The following is a 14788-nucleotide window of genomic DNA, read 5'->3' on the forward strand; positions in this document are numbered from 1 at the left end:
ATTCTCTTTAATCACGCCACCAGCAAGGAGACGAACGCTAAAAATGCAAAACCAAAACCGGCCCAGGTGATGCGTGACGTTTCCACAAAACGCAGGCGCGCCATGCTGTTTTCAAACAGGGCAATCACCAGCACGCCGACCAGCAGCTTGAGGACGGCAACCACGACGGCCAGCAGCAGACCGCCCGCGGAGAAGTGCGTCATCTGCCCCCACGGGAAGAAGACGCCGACAAACATCTGCAGCACCACCAGCTGTTTGAGGCTGATGCCCCACTTCAGCACCGCGAAGCCGTAGCCGCTGTACTCGGTAAGCGGCCCTTCCTGCAGCTCCTGCTCGGCTTCCGCCAGGTCGAACGGCAGTTTACCCATCTCAATGAAGGTGGCGAACGCGCAGGCGCACAGCGCCAGCACCAGCGGGATTGAACGCGCCACCGGCCAGTGGTAAACGGTGTGGGTGATAAAGCTGATGTGGGTGGAACCCGCCACCTGCGCGGCGACCCACAGCCCCAGCAGCAGGATCGGCTCAACCAGCACGCCGAGCATCGCCTCGCGGCTGGCACCGATGCCGGTAAACGGGCTCCCGGTGTCGAGGCCCGCAATCGCAAAGAAGAAACGGGCGATGGCAAAGAGGTAGATAAGCGTAATCAGATCCCCGAGCGCCGGCAGCGGCGATCCCACCGTCACCACCGGCAGCGCGGTGGCGATGGTCAGCATGGCTCCCACCATCACGAACGGCGTCAGGCGGAAGACCCAGCCTGCGGCATCCGGCGCCACGCTCTGACGAGAAAGCAGTTTGAAGAGATCGCGGTACTCCTGAAGCACCCCAGGCCCGCGACGGTTGTGCATCCGGGCGCGCGCCACGCGCGTGATGCCCGACAGCAGCGGCGCGGCGGCGAACAGCACCAGCGCCTGAAGAATTGCCAGTAACAGACTCATGTCAGGCTCCTCGTGAAATCACAATGACCACCAGCACCGCCAGCTCGATGACCGCCAGACGGCGGAACAGCGCGGGCGCGGCGGCGCTCTGCCAGCCGGGTACCCAGGCCACCGGATTCAACCAGTGGCGCAGCTTCAGCACGGCGGCGAAGTTCTCCTTCACCGGCATGGCGAAACCGTGGGCTGTGATAACCATCGACTGTTCATGTTCGTAGCCGCAGGCCCACGCCGCACCGCGCGCGCGGGAGGTGAGCCTGTCGCGTTTGAAGAACAGCATCAGGACGAGCGGCAGCAGCGGTGCGCCAATCAGCAGCAGCGCGATCATAGGCTGAGAGACGGTGGTATTCGCCGCGGTCAGCGGCAGCGGAATGGCGTTGCCCAGCAGCGGCAACAGCCACGGCGCGGCGACGCCGCCCGCGATGCAGCACAGCGCCAGCGCGACCACGCTCACGCCCATCAACAACGGTGCGCAGCAGGCGTTTTCAGCTTCGCGGGTGCGCGGCGCGCCGAGGAAGGTCACGCCGTAGACTTTCGCCATGCACATCACCGCCAGCGCCCCGGTAATTGCCAGCCCGACCGCCAGCAGCGGGCCGAGCAAACGCGCGATAAAGAGATCGCTCTGACCGAGCGCGAAGAAGGACTGATAGATCACCCACTCCCCGGCAAAGCCGTTCAGCGGCGGCAGCGCGGCCATCGCCATCAGCCCGACCAGCATCGCCAGTGAAATTACCGGCATCTTTTTGCCAATCCCGCCCAGCTTTTCGATATCCCGATGGCAGGTGCGGAACCAGACGCTGCCCGCCCCGAGGAACAGGGTGCTTTTAAACAGGCTATGATTAACAAGGTGATAAAGACCGCCGATAAAACCGGCCGCGATTAGCGCCGGATGATTGAGCGCCAGCCCGGTCACGCCCGCGCCAATACCGAGCAGGATGATGCCGATATTTTCAAGCGTGTGGTACGCCAGAAGACGCTGGATATTGTGCTCCATCAGCGCGTACAGGCCGCCGACGAACGCGGTAATCATTCCGGCGATCAGCAGCACAACGCCCCACCACAGCGGCGGTTGTCCGCCGGTCAGTGTAATCGCCAAAATTCCGAACAGACCCACTTTCATCACCACCACCGAAAACAGCGCGGCGGCGGGCGCGGAGGCATTCGCATGCGCCTGCGGCACCCAGCCGTGCAGCGGGATGATGCCAGCGAGCAGGCCAAAGCCGATAACGCCCAGCAGCCAGACGTCATTCCCCAGCGGATGCCCGTTGAGCGCAGAGAAATCCAGCGTGCCAAAGCGTTGCCACACCAGCCAGCAGGCCAGCGCCAGCAGCAGCGTCCCCAGGCGTCCCAGCGCAAACCACAGCTTGCCGGAGGCGCTGCAGCCCGTCAGGAACACGCCGCACAGCGCCATGATTTCCGCCATCACCACCAGCGCGCCGAGGTTGCTGGCGATAACGGTACAGACCGCCGTCGCCATCAGCAGATTGACCAGCAGGCCGTTGGCTTTAGCGTGCGGGTGGCGGTGCCAGTCGATATTGAACAGGCTGATAAACAGCCCGCACAGACCAAACGTCACCAGCCAGATGGCGTTCAGGGGCGTGATCTCAACGGTGTGCCGAATCAGCGGCATCACGGTTTCTGCGGACTGGCCGCCGAGCAGGACAACGCCGCCTGCCGCCAGCGTCATCAGGCTAGCTACCGCCCCGCCAATCCCGGCGATCGCGCCGCTCAGGGTTTTATGGAATGAGAAGATCAGCGCCAGAACAGCGGCGGCAGTAAAACAGGCTACCGCGCTGGTAATCATCATTGCCGCGTTCATTTCGCCCCCTCGTTAAGCGCCTGTAGCAGAGAAAGGTCGCCAAAATCACTGTTGATGGTCAGCTCGCGTTTACGCTTGCTGGTACGGGCGATGTCGCGAATGTTAACCAGAATCAATGCCTTAGTCGGGCAGGTGCGCACGCAGGCCGGACCCTGCTCATCGAAGCTGCACAGGTCGCACTTCACCGCCACGGCGCGGATGCCGGGCACCCAGTCCAGCAGCGTGCTTACGCGTGCCGGAGCCGGTGGCGCAGGCGGGGCTTTTGGCGAGTTAGCGTTCGCCGGAATGTGCAGCGGACGGCTGCCGGAAAATTCAATCGCGCCAAACGGGCAGGCGATGCCGCACAGCTTGCAGCTTACGCACAGGCTTTCGTTCAGCTGGACAGCGCCATCAACACGGGTGATGGCATTCACTGGGCAGACACCCGCGCAGGGAGCATCTTCACAGTGATGGCAGAGCTGCGGGGCAGACTCTTTTTCATTACGCATGACGTGCAGGCGCGGCATGGACTGCAGCCCATGCAGGCGATGCGTTTCCGAACACGCCGCCTCACAGGTTCGACAGCCAATACAGACCGTCGAGTCGGCAATTACAAAACGGTTCACCGGGTCATCCTCTGGTGATAGTCATTTTTGACGAAAAACTGTCTTGTCGACACTTCTCGACACGCAAGGGTCAGGCCACGTTCGCTGAGGCATTTCCGTCCATCAGCTGCTTCAGGTTGACCGGGAGATCGCGTTCAACGGCGGCGTACAGGCCGTTATAGACCGGCGCGATTTTTTCCAGATAGTGCTCCAGCACCTGCTGGCGATCGCGGTTGCTGACGTGGCCGTCCACCATGCCGTCGGCCATCAACTGCGCCTTCGCAATACACTGTTTTTCGCCGTCTTTTGTCTCGAGGTGGTACTCAATGGTGTGGCTGTTGAAGTTATCTGCCAGGGTCACGTTGATCGTGAAATGGCCGAACAGGACAAAGCGCATATCCCCCTGTGCCGCGCAGCTCATCGCGTGGTGAAGACGCGCTTTCGAGAGGGTAATGCCCTGAACCAGCGAGTTGCAGTAAAGGTGCCACTGGTCCTGCAGCTGCTGATGACGCTGCGCGATGTAATCCGCTTTTTCGCTGATTTCCCAAATAGTCATAGAAGGTATCCGTTTAATGGAGATAGCGGCTGTTAAGCAGATTCCATGCCAGTTTTTATCTATATGATTCTTAATGGATTTAATTGCAAAACCGCTGTCAACGCCGCGGTGTCGACGTGTCATTTCGACAGCGTTGACATCGTCACGCCTTAACAAAAATCAAGCTGGCACCGTTATTGCATTCAATGGCGCAATTCACTGAGGAGGCGTCATGCACGAAATCACCCTCTGCCAGCGGGCTCTGGAACTTATCGAGCAGCAGGCAGTGCAAAACCACGCGAAACGCGTTACCGGCGTCTGGCTGAAGGTCGGGGCGTTTTCCTGCGTCGAGACCAGCGCCCTGAATTTCTGTTTTGAACTGGTGTGCCGCGGCACGCTGGCGGAAGGCTGCGAACTGCATATTGAAGAGCAGCAGGCGGAGTGCTGGTGCGAGCAGTGCCAGCAGTACGTCACCCTGCTGTCATCAAAGGTTCAGCGCTGTCCGCAGTGTCAGAGCACCGGTCTTCGCATCGTGGCGGATGACGGCATGCAGATCCATCGCCTCGAAATCGAGAAGGAGTAAAGTATGTGTAGCACCTGCGGTTGCGCCGAAGGCAACCTGTATATAGAAGGGGATGAACATCATCCCCATTCCGCGTTTCGCTCCGCGCCCTTTTCACCTGCCCCACGCCCTTCTGCGGCACTGACCGGTATCACCTTCGCTCCACAGCGCTCCGATGCGGGCGATCTGCACTACGGCCACGGGGAGGCGGGCACCCACGCGCCGGGCATCAGCCAGCGCCAGATGCTGGAGGTGGAAATCAACGTGCTGGACAAAAATAACCAGATCGCTGCCCGCAACCGCGCCCGCTTTGCCACCCGCAAACAGCTGGTGCTGAACCTGGTCTCCAGCCCCGGCTCCGGCAAAACCACGCTGTTAACGGAAACGCTCAAGCGCCTGAACGGGCGCGTCTCCTGCGCGGTGATTGAAGGCGACCAGCAAACCGTTAACGACGCGGCGCGTATTCGCGAAACCGGCACCCCGGCAATCCAGGTTAATACCGGCAAAGGCTGCCACCTGGATGCGCAGATGATTGCCGACGCCGCCCCGCGTCTGCCGCTGGCGGATGACGGCATTCTGTTTATTGAGAACGTCGGCAACCTGGTCTGCCCGGCGAGCTTCGACCTGGGCGAACGGCACAAGGTGGCGGTGCTTTCAGTGACCGAAGGTGAAGACAAACCGCTGAAGTACCCGCATATGTTTGCCGCCGCGTCCATCATGCTGCTGAACAAAGTCGACCTGCTGCCGTACCTGAATTTCGACGTGGATAAGTGCCTGGCTTATGCCCGCGAAGTGAATCCGGAGATTGAGATCCTGCTGGTCTCCGCCACGCGCGGTGACGGCATGGACAGTTGGCTACAGTGGCTGGAGAGTGAACGATGTGCATAGGCGTACCTGGGCAAATTTACGCCATCGACGGTAATCAGGCCAAAGTCGAGGTCTGCGGCATCCTGCGCGACGTGGACCTGACCCTGGTGGGCAACACAGATGAAACGGGCGCATCGCGTCTCGGCCAGTGGGTGCTGGTGCACGTGGGGTTCGCCATGAGCGTGATTAACGAAGCGGAAGCCCGCGACACGCTGGATGCGTTACAGAACATGTTTGACGTGGAGCCTGACGTGGGTGCGCTGCTGTACGGCGAGGAGCGGTAATCATGCGTTACGTTGATGAATACCGCGCGCCGGAGCAGGTGCTGCAGCTTATCGGCTACCTGAAAACGCGCGCAGCGCGACTGGACTACACGAAAGAAAGACCGCTGCGGATCATGGAGGTGTGCGGCGGACACACGCACGCCATCTTCAAATTTGGCCTCGACCAGCTGCTGCCGGAGAACATCGAGTTTATCCACGGCCCCGGCTGCCCGGTCTGCGTGCTGCCGATGGGGCGCATCGACAGCTGCATCGAAATTGCCTGCCAGCCCGACGTCATTTTCTGCACCTTTGGCGACGCGATGCGCGTGCCGGGGAAAAACGGCTCTCTGCTGCAGGCAAAAGCGCGCGGAGCCGACATCCGGATCGTCTATTCGCCGATGGATGCCCTGACGCTGGCAGAGAATAATCCCGCTCGCAAGGTGGTGTTCTTTGGCCTGGGGTTTGAAACCACCATGCCCGCCACCGCCATCACGCTGCAGCAGGCGAAAGCGCGCGGCGTCGATAACTTTTTCTTCTTCTGCCAGCACATTACGCTTATCCCCACCCTGCGCAGCCTGCTGGAAGAGCCGGGAAACGGCATTGACGCCTTTCTGGCACCGGGGCATGTCAGCATGGTGATTGGCACAGACGCCTACGGTTTTATCGCTGAACAGTACAATCGTCCGTTAGTGGTCGCTGGTTTCGAACCACTTGATCTACTGCAAGGTGTCACAATGCTGGTTGAGCAGAAAATAGCGGCCCTGAGTGCAGTGGAAAACCAGTACCGGCGCGTGGTGCCGGATGCGGGAAATGAACGGGCACAGCAGGCGATAGCCGACGTGTTTAGCGTTGAGGGCGACAGCGAATGGCGTGGTCTGGGGCTGATTGCCGAATCCGGCGTGCGCCTGACGTCAGCCTATCGCACATTCGACGCCGAAGCGCATTTCCGCCCGCAGCCGCAGCAGGTTTGCGACGATCCCCGGGCCCGCTGCGGCGAGGTGCTCACCGGCAAATGCAAACCGCATCAGTGCCCGTTATTTGGCAATACCTGCAACCCGCAAACGGCGTTTGGCGCGCTGATGGTCTCCTCCGAAGGGGCGTGTGCCGCGTGGTATCAGTATCGCAACCAGGAGAGTGAAGCATGAATACGGTTGAAATGGCGCACGGCAGCGGCGGACAGGCGATGCAGCAGTTGATTAACCGGCTATTTATGTCGGCCTTTAACAACCCCTGGCTTGCCGAGCAGGAAGACCAGGCGCGCATTGACCTCGCCCCCCTCACCGCACAGGGCGACAGGCTGGCCTTCTCCACCGACAGCTACGTCATTGATCCGCTGTTCTTCCCGGGCGGCGATATCGGCAAGCTCGCCGTCTGCGGCACGGCGAACGACGTCGCCGTCAGCGGCGCCATCCCGCGCTACCTCTCCTGCGGGTTTATCCTCGAAGAGGGCTTGCCGATGGAGACGCTTACGGCCGTGGTCAACAGCATGGCGCAGACCGCGCGCGAGGCGGGGATAGCTATCGTTACAGGCGATACCAAAGTGGTGCAGCGCGGCGCGGCCGACAAGCTGTTTATCAACACCGCCGGCATGGGGGCGATCCCCGCCGATATTCACTGGGGCGCGCAGCAGCTTAGCGTGGGCGACGTGCTGATCGTGACCGGAACGCTGGGCTGTCACGGGGCGACCATCCTGAATCTACGCGAAGGCCTGGGGCTGGACGGGGAACTGCGCAGCGACTGCGCGGTGCTCACCCCGCTGATTCAGACGCTGCGGGCCGTGCCCGGCGTGAAAGCCCTGCGGGACGCCACGCGAGGCGGCGTGAATGCCGTGGTCCACGAATTTGCAGCAAGCTGCGGGTACGGGATTGAACTCACCGAGCGCAGCCTGCCCGTTAAGCCCGCCGTTCGTGGTCTCTGCGAACTGTTGGGGCTGGACCCGCTTAACTTCGCAAACGAAGGCAAACTGGTGATTGGCGTTGAACGTGCGGCAGCGGAAGCCGTTCTTGAACAGCTGCGGGCTCATCCGTCAGGAAAAGAGGCGGCAATGATTGGTGAAGTGGTTGAGCGCAAAGGGGTGCGCCTGACCGGGCTTTATGGCGTGAAGCGCACGCTGGATCTGCCGCACGCGGAACCTTTACCCCGTATTTGCTAGAACCGCGCCAAAAGCGGTCAGCATGGATTTTTTTGCTCGTTTTTACTGGAAAGCACTATGCCGTATACACCGATGAGCGATCTTGGACAGCAGGGCCTGTTTGACATCACGCGCACACTTTTACAGCAGCCCGATCTCGGCGCGCTGAGCGATGCCCTGACCCGGCTGGTCAGGCAGTCGGCGCTGGCCGACAGCGCCGCGATTGTACTGTGGCATAGCGGAACGCACCGCGCGAGCTACTACTCAACGCGTGACAATGGCAAAACGTTTGAATACGAAGACGAAACGTATCTCGCGCATGGCCCGGTGCGCCGCATTCTCTCCCGACCTGAAGTGCTGCACTGCAACTTTGAGGAGTTCCGCCAGGCGTGGCCGCGGCTCGCGGAGAGTAACCTCTATCAGCCTTTCGGGCATTACTGCATGTTGCCGCTGGCGGCAGAGGGTCAGATTTTTGGCGGCTGCGAGTTTATCCGCACCACCGACCAGCCCTGGAGCGAGGCGGAATACGAACGCCTGCACACCTTTACCCAGATTGTGGCCGTCGTCGCTGAGCAGATCCAAAGCCGCGTCACCAATAATGTGGATTACGACCTGCTGAGCCGCGAACGCGACAACTTCCGCATTCTGGTCGCCATCACTAACGCCGTGCTGTCACGGCTCGACATGGATGAACTGGTGAGCGAAGTCTCGAAAGAGATCCACCACTATTTCAAAATCGATGCTATCAGTATCGCGCTTCGCGGCCATCGCAAGGGCAAGCTGAACATCTACTCCACGCATTACCTTGATGAAGCCAACCCGGCACACGAGCAGAGCGAAGTGGATGAAGCGGGGACCCTTTCTGAACGAGTCTTCAAAAGCAAAGAGATCCTCCTGCTCAACCTGAACGAGCAGGATCCTGTCGCGCCGTACGAGCGGATGCTGTTTAACACCTGGGGCAACAAAATTCAGACCCTGTGCCTGCTGCCGCTGATGTCCGGCAACACCATGCTGGGCGTGCTTAAGCTGGCGCAGTGTGAGGAAGGCGTGTTCACCACCGCCAACCTGAAGCTGCTGCGTCAGATCGCCGAACGTATTTCCATCGCCCTGGATAACGCCCTCGCCTATCAGGAAATTCATCGTCTGAAAGAGCGTCTGGTGGATGAGAACCTGGCCCTGACCGAACAGCTCAACAACGTGGACAGCGAGTTTGGTGAAATCATCGGGCGCAGCGACGCCATGTACAGCGTGCTCAAGCAGGTCGAGATGGTGGCGCAAAGCGACAGCACGGTGCTGATCCTGGGCGAAACCGGTACGGGTAAAGAGCTGATTGCCCGCGCCATCCACAACCTGAGCAACCGCAACAGCCGTCGGATGGTGAAGATGAACTGCGCCGCGATGCCCGCAGGGCTGCTGGAAAGCGATCTGTTCGGCCACGAGCGCGGTGCATTCACCGGGGCAAGCAGCCAGCGGCTGGGCCGTTTTGAGCTGGCGGACAAGAGCTCGCTGTTTCTCGACGAAGTGGGCGATATGCCGCTGGAGCTACAGCCGAAACTGCTGCGCGTGTTGCAGGAGCAGGAGTTTGAGCGCCTGGGAAGCAACAAGCTTATCCAGACCGACGTGCGGCTGATTGCCGCCACCAACCGCGATCTGAAAAAAATGGTCGCAGACCGCGAGTTTCGCAGCGACCTTTACTATCGCCTGAACGTGTTCCCGATCTTCCTGCCGCCGCTGCGCGAGCGCCCGGAAGATATCCCCCTGCTGGTCAAAGCGTTTACCGCCAAGATCGCGCGCAGGATGGGGCGAAATATCGACAGCATTCCTGCCGAGACGTTGCGTACCCTTTCATCGATGGAGTGGCCCGGCAACGTGCGCGAGCTGGAAAACGTCATCGAACGTGCGGTGCTGCTGACGCGGGGGAATGTGCTGCAGCTCTCCCTGCCTGAAGTGACGCTGCCTGACGTGACCCTGCCCGCCGCCGAGACAGCGAAAGAGGGAGAAGATGAATATCAGCTCATTATGCGCGTGCTGAAAGAGACCAACGGCGTGGTCGCCGGGCCAAAAGGTGCCGCCCAGCGCCTGGGGTTAAAACGCACCACCCTGCTGTCGCGCATGAAGCGACTCGGGATTGAGAAAGAGAGCCTGGTTTAAGCCCCTACTCTGGCGGTGTTTTCTGGCACCGCCTTTCGTTACCCCGCGCAATTGTCCCTCATTGACACAAAATCGTTTCCTCTGTATAAAATTCCGCCTTAATAATGAGTTTCATTTGCATCAATAATAATATTAATCAAGGGTAGCGTTTCATGAAAAAGGTCATCTGCGCGTTAGGCCTGGCGGTTGCGTCGGTCAGTTCTGCTCTGGCAACCACATATCCTCTGACCATTGAAAACTGTGGCTATAAAGAAACATTCACCAAAGCGCCGGAACGCGTCGTGGCCCTGGGACAGAACACCGTCGAAATTTTGCTCCTGCTGGGCCTGGAAGATAAGGTGAAGGCCAGCGCCTTCTGGCCGACCAAAGTGCTGCCGCAGCTGGCGGAACAGAATGCAAAAATCAAAACCCTGACGGTAGAAATCCCGACGCTGGAATCCATCCTTTCGCAAAACCCTGATTTTGTTCCTGCCCAGCTTCCTCTGCTGCTTGGGCCGGAGAGTAAGGTCGCAAAGCGTGAAGATCTGGCCACTGTCGGCGTGAACAGCTATTTATCACCGGGCATGTGCGCGACCAAAAAGGCCGCCGGCGATATGTACGGCAGCCGCCAGAAGCTGTGGGATATGACCTATCTCTATAAAGAGATTGAGGATTTCGCTAAAATTTTCAACGTTGAAGATCGCGGCCAGGCCGTCATTGCGGATTTCAAAAAACGCGAGGCCGACCTGCGTAAGGAATTCAGCAAGAATAAAAAAGACCTCTCGTTTGTCTTCTGGTTCTCCAGCTCATCCCCTTCTGCGGACGCCTACGTCGGCGGTAAAAACAGCGCCTCAGGGTTCATCGCTGACGTGCTGGGCGGGCATAACGCCATCACCTCCGAGACCGAATGGCCGACCGTGGGTTGGGAGAGCATTATTGCCGCCAATCCGGATGTGATTGTGGTCTCCAGCCTGGATCGCAACCGCTGGGCGCTGGATAACGCACAAGAGAAAATCAAATTCCTGAAAAGCGATCCGGCGGTCAGCCAGCTGGACGCCGTGAAAAAAGGCCATATCGTGGTGATGGACGGCCAGGCCATGAACCCGACGATTCGCACGATTTACGGGGCTGAGCAGGTCGGCGAACAGCTCAGAAAACTGGGGCTGAACTGATGACATCCGCCGTTCTTCAGGCCCGGCAGAGCCTGGTTCTGACGACCTCGGCTTTGCTCGCCCTGGTACTGTTATTTCTGGTGATCGCCCTGAGCGTCAGCGTAGGCGAGCTGTCCATCCCGCTGGATAACGTGTTTTACGCCATCAGTAATAAAATGGGGCTTACCGAGGTTCCGCTCACTCGCATCTATGAGAGCGTCATCTGGGACTTTCGCCTGAGCCGCGCGCTGGTGGCGGCCTGCTGCGGCGCGGGGCTGGCCATCTGCGGTGCCGTATTGCAGAGCCTGCTGAAGAACGCGCTGGCGGAACCCTACGTGCTCGGTGTGTCCGCGGGCGCGTCGACCGGGGCGGTTTCTGTCGTCGTATTGGGGATCGGCACCGGTGCGGTGTCTCTCTCCGCCGGTGCCTTTGCCGGGGCGTTCGCCGCGTTTGCGTTTGTCGCGTTTCTGACGAACGGCGCGCGCGGCGGGAATGAACGGACCATTCTGGCAGGGGTCGCCGCCTCGCAGCTTTTCAACGCCATTACCGCCTACACCATCAGCACCTCCGCCAGCGCCCAGCAGGCGCGCGACGTAATGTTCTGGCTGCTGGGCAGCTTCAGCGGCGTACGCTGGCCTGAATTCCAGCTGGCGCTGGTCGTGGTACTGATTGGATTAGCCGTTTGCCTCTACTATTCCCGGGCGCTGGATGCCTTCACGTTCGGTGATGACGCCGCCGCCTCTTTAGGTATTGCCGTCCCGTGGGTGCGCCTGACGCTCTTTACCACTACCGCGCTGATTACCGCGACCATCGTCAGCATGGCGGGGTCAATCGGCTTTGTCGGGCTGGTGGTGCCGCACGTGATGCGCTTCCTGTTCGGGCCGCTGCACCGCACGCTGCTGATTGCCAGCGCGCTGGCAGGGGCGATCCTGATGGTGCTGGCAGACATTGCCTCGCGCATGCTGATTGCACCGCAAAGCCTGCCCGTCGGGGTGGTCACCGCGCTGGTGGGCGTCCCCTTCTTTGCCGTGATTATCTACCGTTCAAGGAATAAGTGATGAGCATCTGTGCGGAAAATATTACCTGGAAGGTCGGCAAAAAGGTCATCGTTAATGACGTCTCGCTGAAGGTGTCACGGGGCGAAACGGTAGGACTGCTTGGCCCTAACGGCTGCGGGAAATCGTCTCTTTTACGGATCCTCGCGGGGCTGCGTCGCCCGGATGCTGGCTGCGTTACCCTGGACGGGCAGGACATCTCCCGCATCGCCAAAAAGCAGCTTGCCCGCCGGGTCGCCTTCGTGGAGCAGCACGGCATGACGGACGCCAATATGCGCGTGCGCGACGTGGTGAAACTTGGGCGTATTCCACACCACTCCGCCTTTTCCAACTGGAGCAACCACGATGACGAGACCGTCAGCGCCGCTCTACAGCGCGTGGATATGCTGGATAAAAGTGACCAGGGCTGGCTGAGCCTCTCCGGCGGCGAGCGCCAGCGCGTCCACATTGCCCGCGCGCTGGCCCAGACCCCGACGGAAATCCTGCTGGATGAACCGACCAACCACCTGGACATTCATCATCAGATGCAGCTGATGCAGTTGATCAGCGAATTACCGGTCACCAGCATCGTCGCTATCCACGATCTCAACCACGCCTCGATGTTCTGCGACTCGCTGATTGTGATGCAGAAAGGGCAAATTGTGGCGACGGGGACACCGCAGGATATCTTATCCGAGTCGTTGCTCTGGGACGTCTTCCGGGTCAAAACCAAAATCGAGATCTCGCCGTTCCATGGCAAAAAGCACATCCACTTTATCGTTTAGGGGCGAGTGAAAAACGATGCCCCTTCGCCCCGCCACCACGCTCTGGCCGCCCGTCTTACTGGGTAGCCAGTTTGTTTTTAACATTGGCTTTTACGCCGTTGTCCCCTTCCTGGCGATATTCCTGCGCGATGGTATGCTGCTCTCCGGCGGACTGATCGGGCTGATCCTCGGCCTGCGCACGTTCTCTCAGCAGGGGATGTTTATCGTCGGTGGTGCGCTCTCGGACAGGTTTGGCGCGAAAGTCGTTATCCTGAGCGGGTGCATGATTCGCGTTGCGGGCTATCTGCTGCTGGCGTTTGGAGGCTCGCTGTGGCCGATTATTCTGGGCGCGTGTCTGACAGGCGTGGGCGGCGCGCTGTTTTCTCCGTCTATTGAGGCATTGCTGGCGAAAGCGGGCACGCACAGCGAGGCGAAAGGAAAACGAAGTCGGGCGGAGTGGTTCGCGCTATTTGCGGTCTGCGGGGAACTCGGTGCGGTACTGGGCCCGGTTGCCGGCGCCCTGCTCACCGGCCTGGGCTTTCGCCAGGTGGCGCTGGCGGGCGCAGGGGTCTTTATCGTTGCGCTGGTGGTTCTCTACTTTTGCCTGCCCGCGTCACGCCACGCCCCCCGGACGCTGAAGCTCGTTCCCTTGTGGACGACGTTCCGCCAGCCGCGCTTTGTCGCCTTTATCATTGCCTACAGCTCGTGGCTGTTAAGCTATAACCAGCTCTATCTGGCGCTGCCGGTGGAGATCCAACGCTCTGGCGGTAACGAGAAAGATCTCGGCCCGCTTTTTATGCTGGCCTCGTTGCTGATCGTTGCATTACAGCTGCCGCTGGCGCGTTTCGCCCGGCGCGTGGGCGCGGTGAGGCTCCTGCCGGTAGGTTTTTTGCTGCTCTCCTCCGCCTTTGCGAGCGTGGCGATATTTGCCCCGATGACGCCGCCGGAAGGCTGGCTGCGCTTACTGCCCTCAGTCTGCTTTGTGACGCTGTTGACGCTGGGACAGATGCTGCTGGTGCCATCGGCTAAAGATCTGATCCCTCGGTTTGCGGAGGAGTCCACGCTTGGCGCGCACTACGGCGCTCTCGCCACCGCAGGAGGCATTGCGGTACTGGCAGGAAATCTGTTGTTTGGCAGCCTGCTGGATCGCGCGCTGGTGCCCTCAACGCAGGCAATGTATCCCTGGCTGCTGCTGGCCCTTTTCCCACTCTGCAGCGCGCTGGCCCTGAACGTGATTTGCCGCCCGCTGAGACGCTGAACCGATCACTTTTTCGGACGGTACTTCTCCGGCAGTTCCGGTACGGGACGACGATCATCAATCAGATGACGAACGGTCAGGATAGGATGACGCCATAACATACGCGGACCTGCCCAGCGCATAACCTGCTTCATCTCTTCACGTCTGGCAGGCTGGTAGCAGTGTACCGGACACTGCTTGCAGGCAGGCTTGTCCTCACCGAAAACGCACTTATCCAGGCGCTTATCGGCATACGCGTTGAGCGCCTGATAATGCCCTTCCTCCTGAGATGCCTGCGGACACTGCTTTTCATACAACGCGATCATTTTCGCGATGGTCTCTTTTTCTCGTGAGATGCGTTTACCGGACATAACGGCCTACCGAATAATAAAGTGCATTAATAATACACTTTTAAGCACTGTATTTCAGCGGTTGCATTTCGTTTCCTGAAGCCTGATTCCAGTTTTCACCCTGCACCGACCGATAATTACTGGTATTTTATACAGGCATCAGAAATGACCTTTGTCCGTGTTGTCTGGAGACCCTATGCAAGAGCTCGCGATCGGCAAACCCTATCGCCATTTAAAAGTGGGATATTTTAGAAAGCGCCATGAAGACCGCAATACCAAGATACCAAAGCGTTACAGCGTACATGCGGCGCTGAGCTTAAAAGGTGACTGGCTTGAAAAGGCGGGGTTTACGACCCATTCCAGAGTCAGAGTGGGCGTGGAGCATGGAAAAATTATCATTGAATTAATGTCGGAAGACGGCTCGTAAAG

The 14788-nt window shown here is 59.6% G+C and carries 16 protein-coding genes; 11 read left to right on the plus strand and 5 right to left on the minus strand.

Annotated elements, in window-relative coordinates; all coding sequences use genetic code 11:
• Window positions 1-11: 11 nt before the first annotated feature.
• The 4 genes from BM007_RS09520 to hycA all read right to left on the minus strand — a co-directional run bounded on the left by BM007_RS09520 (window position 12) and on the right by hycA (window position 3891).
• Entirely contained in the window at window positions 12-935 is a 924-nt protein-coding gene (locus BM007_RS09520) for a respiratory chain complex I subunit 1 family protein (protein WP_061714555.1), read from the minus strand.
• Between the two features lies 1 nt (window position 936).
• On the minus strand, window positions 937-2751 hold the full coding sequence (gene hycC, locus BM007_RS09525; protein WP_090418422.1) for a formate hydrogenlyase subunit 3: 1815 nt from the start codon (window positions 2749-2751) through the stop codon (window positions 937-939).
• Window positions 2748-3356, minus strand: coding sequence for a 4Fe-4S dicluster domain-containing protein (locus BM007_RS09530; protein ID WP_023308971.1), 609 nt, complete (start codon window positions 3354-3356; stop codon window positions 2748-2750). The genes hycC and BM007_RS09530 overlap by 4 nt, the downstream gene beginning before the upstream one ends.
• A 70-nt stretch (window positions 3357-3426) precedes the next feature.
• Window positions 3427-3891, minus strand: coding sequence for a formate hydrogenlyase regulator HycA (gene hycA, locus BM007_RS09535; protein ID WP_032648183.1), 465 nt, complete (start codon window positions 3889-3891; stop codon window positions 3427-3429).
• A 211-nt stretch (window positions 3892-4102) separates the two neighbouring features.
• Between hycA and hypA the strand changes: the two genes are divergently transcribed.
• The 10 genes from hypA to BM007_RS09585 all read left to right on the plus strand — a co-directional run bounded on the left by hypA (window position 4103) and on the right by BM007_RS09585 (window position 14030).
• Window positions 4103-4453, plus strand: coding sequence for a hydrogenase maturation nickel metallochaperone HypA (hypA, locus tag BM007_RS09540; protein WP_090418425.1), 351 nt, complete (start codon window positions 4103-4105; stop codon window positions 4451-4453).
• A gap of 3 nt (window positions 4454-4456) precedes the next feature.
• The gene (hypB, locus tag BM007_RS09545) at window positions 4457-5320 is read left to right on the plus strand and encodes a hydrogenase nickel incorporation protein HypB (protein ID WP_090418428.1); all 864 of its coding nucleotides are present in this window, start codon (window positions 4457-4459) and stop codon (window positions 5318-5320) included.
• Window positions 5311-5583 carry a HypC/HybG/HupF family hydrogenase formation chaperone gene (locus BM007_RS09550; RefSeq protein ID WP_024909236.1) on the plus strand — a complete coding sequence of 91 codons (273 nt, stop codon included), beginning with the start codon at window positions 5311-5313 and terminating at the stop codon, window positions 5581-5583. The genes hypB and BM007_RS09550 overlap by 10 nt, the downstream gene beginning before the upstream one ends.
• Before the next feature lie 2 nt (window positions 5584-5585).
• On the plus strand, window positions 5586-6707 hold the full coding sequence (hypD, locus tag BM007_RS09555; RefSeq protein ID WP_090418430.1) for a hydrogenase formation protein HypD: 1122 nt from the start codon (window positions 5586-5588) through the stop codon (window positions 6705-6707).
• A complete protein-coding gene (gene hypE, locus BM007_RS09560) occupies window positions 6704-7714 on the plus strand; it encodes a hydrogenase expression/formation protein HypE (protein ID WP_090418433.1) in 1011 nt (336 codons plus the stop codon). Before hypD ends, hypE begins: the two co-directional genes overlap by 4 nt.
• 57 nt (window positions 7715-7771) lie before the next feature.
• Window positions 7772-9844: a formate hydrogenlyase transcriptional activator FlhA gene (gene flhA, locus BM007_RS09565; protein ID WP_090418436.1), complete on the plus strand. Its 2073-nt coding sequence runs from the start codon at window positions 7772-7774 to the stop codon at window positions 9842-9844.
• Between the two features lie 152 nt (window positions 9845-9996).
• Window positions 9997-10995 carry a siderophore ABC transporter substrate-binding protein EitA gene (locus BM007_RS09570; protein ID WP_032648061.1) on the plus strand — a complete coding sequence of 333 codons (999 nt, stop codon included), beginning with the start codon at window positions 9997-9999 and terminating at the stop codon, window positions 10993-10995.
• Window positions 10995-12032 carry a FecCD family ABC transporter permease gene (locus BM007_RS09575; protein ID WP_048993019.1) on the plus strand — a complete coding sequence of 346 codons (1038 nt, stop codon included), beginning with the start codon at window positions 10995-10997 and terminating at the stop codon, window positions 12030-12032. Before BM007_RS09570 ends, BM007_RS09575 begins: the two co-directional genes overlap by 1 nt.
• Complete coding sequence (locus BM007_RS09580; protein WP_090418439.1) at window positions 12032-12793, plus strand: siderophore ABC transporter ATP-binding protein EitC; 762 nt, start codon at window positions 12032-12034, stop codon at window positions 12791-12793. The genes BM007_RS09575 and BM007_RS09580 overlap by 1 nt, the downstream gene beginning before the upstream one ends.
• A gap of 16 nt (window positions 12794-12809) precedes the next feature.
• The gene (locus tag BM007_RS09585) at window positions 12810-14030 is read left to right on the plus strand and encodes an MDR family MFS transporter (RefSeq protein ID WP_090418442.1); all 1221 of its coding nucleotides are present in this window, start codon (window positions 12810-12812) and stop codon (window positions 14028-14030) included.
• A 5-nt stretch (window positions 14031-14035) separates the two neighbouring features.
• Here the strand turns inward: BM007_RS09585 and BM007_RS09590 are convergent, their stop codons facing one another.
• Window positions 14036-14380: a nitrous oxide-stimulated promoter family protein gene (locus tag BM007_RS09590; RefSeq protein ID WP_024909244.1), complete on the minus strand. Its 345-nt coding sequence runs from the start codon at window positions 14378-14380 to the stop codon at window positions 14036-14038.
• Between the two features lie 175 nt (window positions 14381-14555).
• Between BM007_RS09590 and BM007_RS09595 the strand changes: the two genes are divergently transcribed.
• Complete coding sequence (locus tag BM007_RS09595) at window positions 14556-14786, plus strand: SymE family type I addiction module toxin (RefSeq protein WP_024909245.1); 231 nt, start codon at window positions 14556-14558, stop codon at window positions 14784-14786.
• Window positions 14787-14788 lie beyond the last annotated feature (2 nt).

Source organism: Enterobacter sp. NFIX59 (genome assembly GCF_900113755.1).
GTDB classification, from domain to species: Bacteria; Pseudomonadota; Gammaproteobacteria; order Enterobacterales; family Enterobacteriaceae; genus Enterobacter; species Enterobacter pseudoroggenkampii.

What these genes read in the sequence shown, in the direction of transcription:
- BM007_RS09520 (WP_061714555.1), bottom strand. Translation starts at nt 935, where the DNA reads ATGAGTCTGTTACTGGCAATTCTTCAGGCGCTGGTGCTGTTCGCCGCC.
- hycC (WP_090418422.1), bottom strand. Translation starts at nt 2,751, where the DNA reads ATGAACGCGGCAATGATGATTACCAGCGCGGTAGCCTGTTTTACTGCC.
- hycA (WP_032648183.1), bottom strand. Translation starts at nt 3,891, where the DNA reads ATGACTATTTGGGAAATCAGCGAAAAAGCGGATTACATCGCGCAGCGT.
- hypA (WP_090418425.1), top strand. Translation starts at nt 4,103, where the DNA reads ATGCACGAAATCACCCTCTGCCAGCGGGCTCTGGAACTTATCGAGCAG.
- hypB (WP_090418428.1), top strand. Translation starts at nt 4,457, where the DNA reads ATGTGTAGCACCTGCGGTTGCGCCGAAGGCAACCTGTATATAGAAGGG.
- BM007_RS09550 (WP_024909236.1), top strand. Translation starts at nt 5,311, where the DNA reads ATGTGCATAGGCGTACCTGGGCAAATTTACGCCATCGACGGTAATCAG.
- hypD (WP_090418430.1), top strand. Translation starts at nt 5,586, where the DNA reads ATGCGTTACGTTGATGAATACCGCGCGCCGGAGCAGGTGCTGCAGCTT.
- hypE (WP_090418433.1), top strand. Translation starts at nt 6,704, where the DNA reads ATGAATACGGTTGAAATGGCGCACGGCAGCGGCGGACAGGCGATGCAG.
- flhA (WP_090418436.1), top strand. Translation starts at nt 7,772, where the DNA reads ATGCCGTATACACCGATGAGCGATCTTGGACAGCAGGGCCTGTTTGAC.
- BM007_RS09570 (WP_032648061.1), top strand. Translation starts at nt 9,997, where the DNA reads ATGAAAAAGGTCATCTGCGCGTTAGGCCTGGCGGTTGCGTCGGTCAGT.
- BM007_RS09575 (WP_048993019.1), top strand. Translation starts at nt 10,995, where the DNA reads ATGACATCCGCCGTTCTTCAGGCCCGGCAGAGCCTGGTTCTGACGACC.
- BM007_RS09580 (WP_090418439.1), top strand. Translation starts at nt 12,032, where the DNA reads ATGAGCATCTGTGCGGAAAATATTACCTGGAAGGTCGGCAAAAAGGTC.
- BM007_RS09585 (WP_090418442.1), top strand. Translation starts at nt 12,810, where the DNA reads ATGCCCCTTCGCCCCGCCACCACGCTCTGGCCGCCCGTCTTACTGGGT.
- BM007_RS09590 (WP_024909244.1), bottom strand. Translation starts at nt 14,380, where the DNA reads ATGTCCGGTAAACGCATCTCACGAGAAAAAGAGACCATCGCGAAAATG.
- BM007_RS09595 (WP_024909245.1), top strand. Translation starts at nt 14,556, where the DNA reads ATGCAAGAGCTCGCGATCGGCAAACCCTATCGCCATTTAAAAGTGGGA.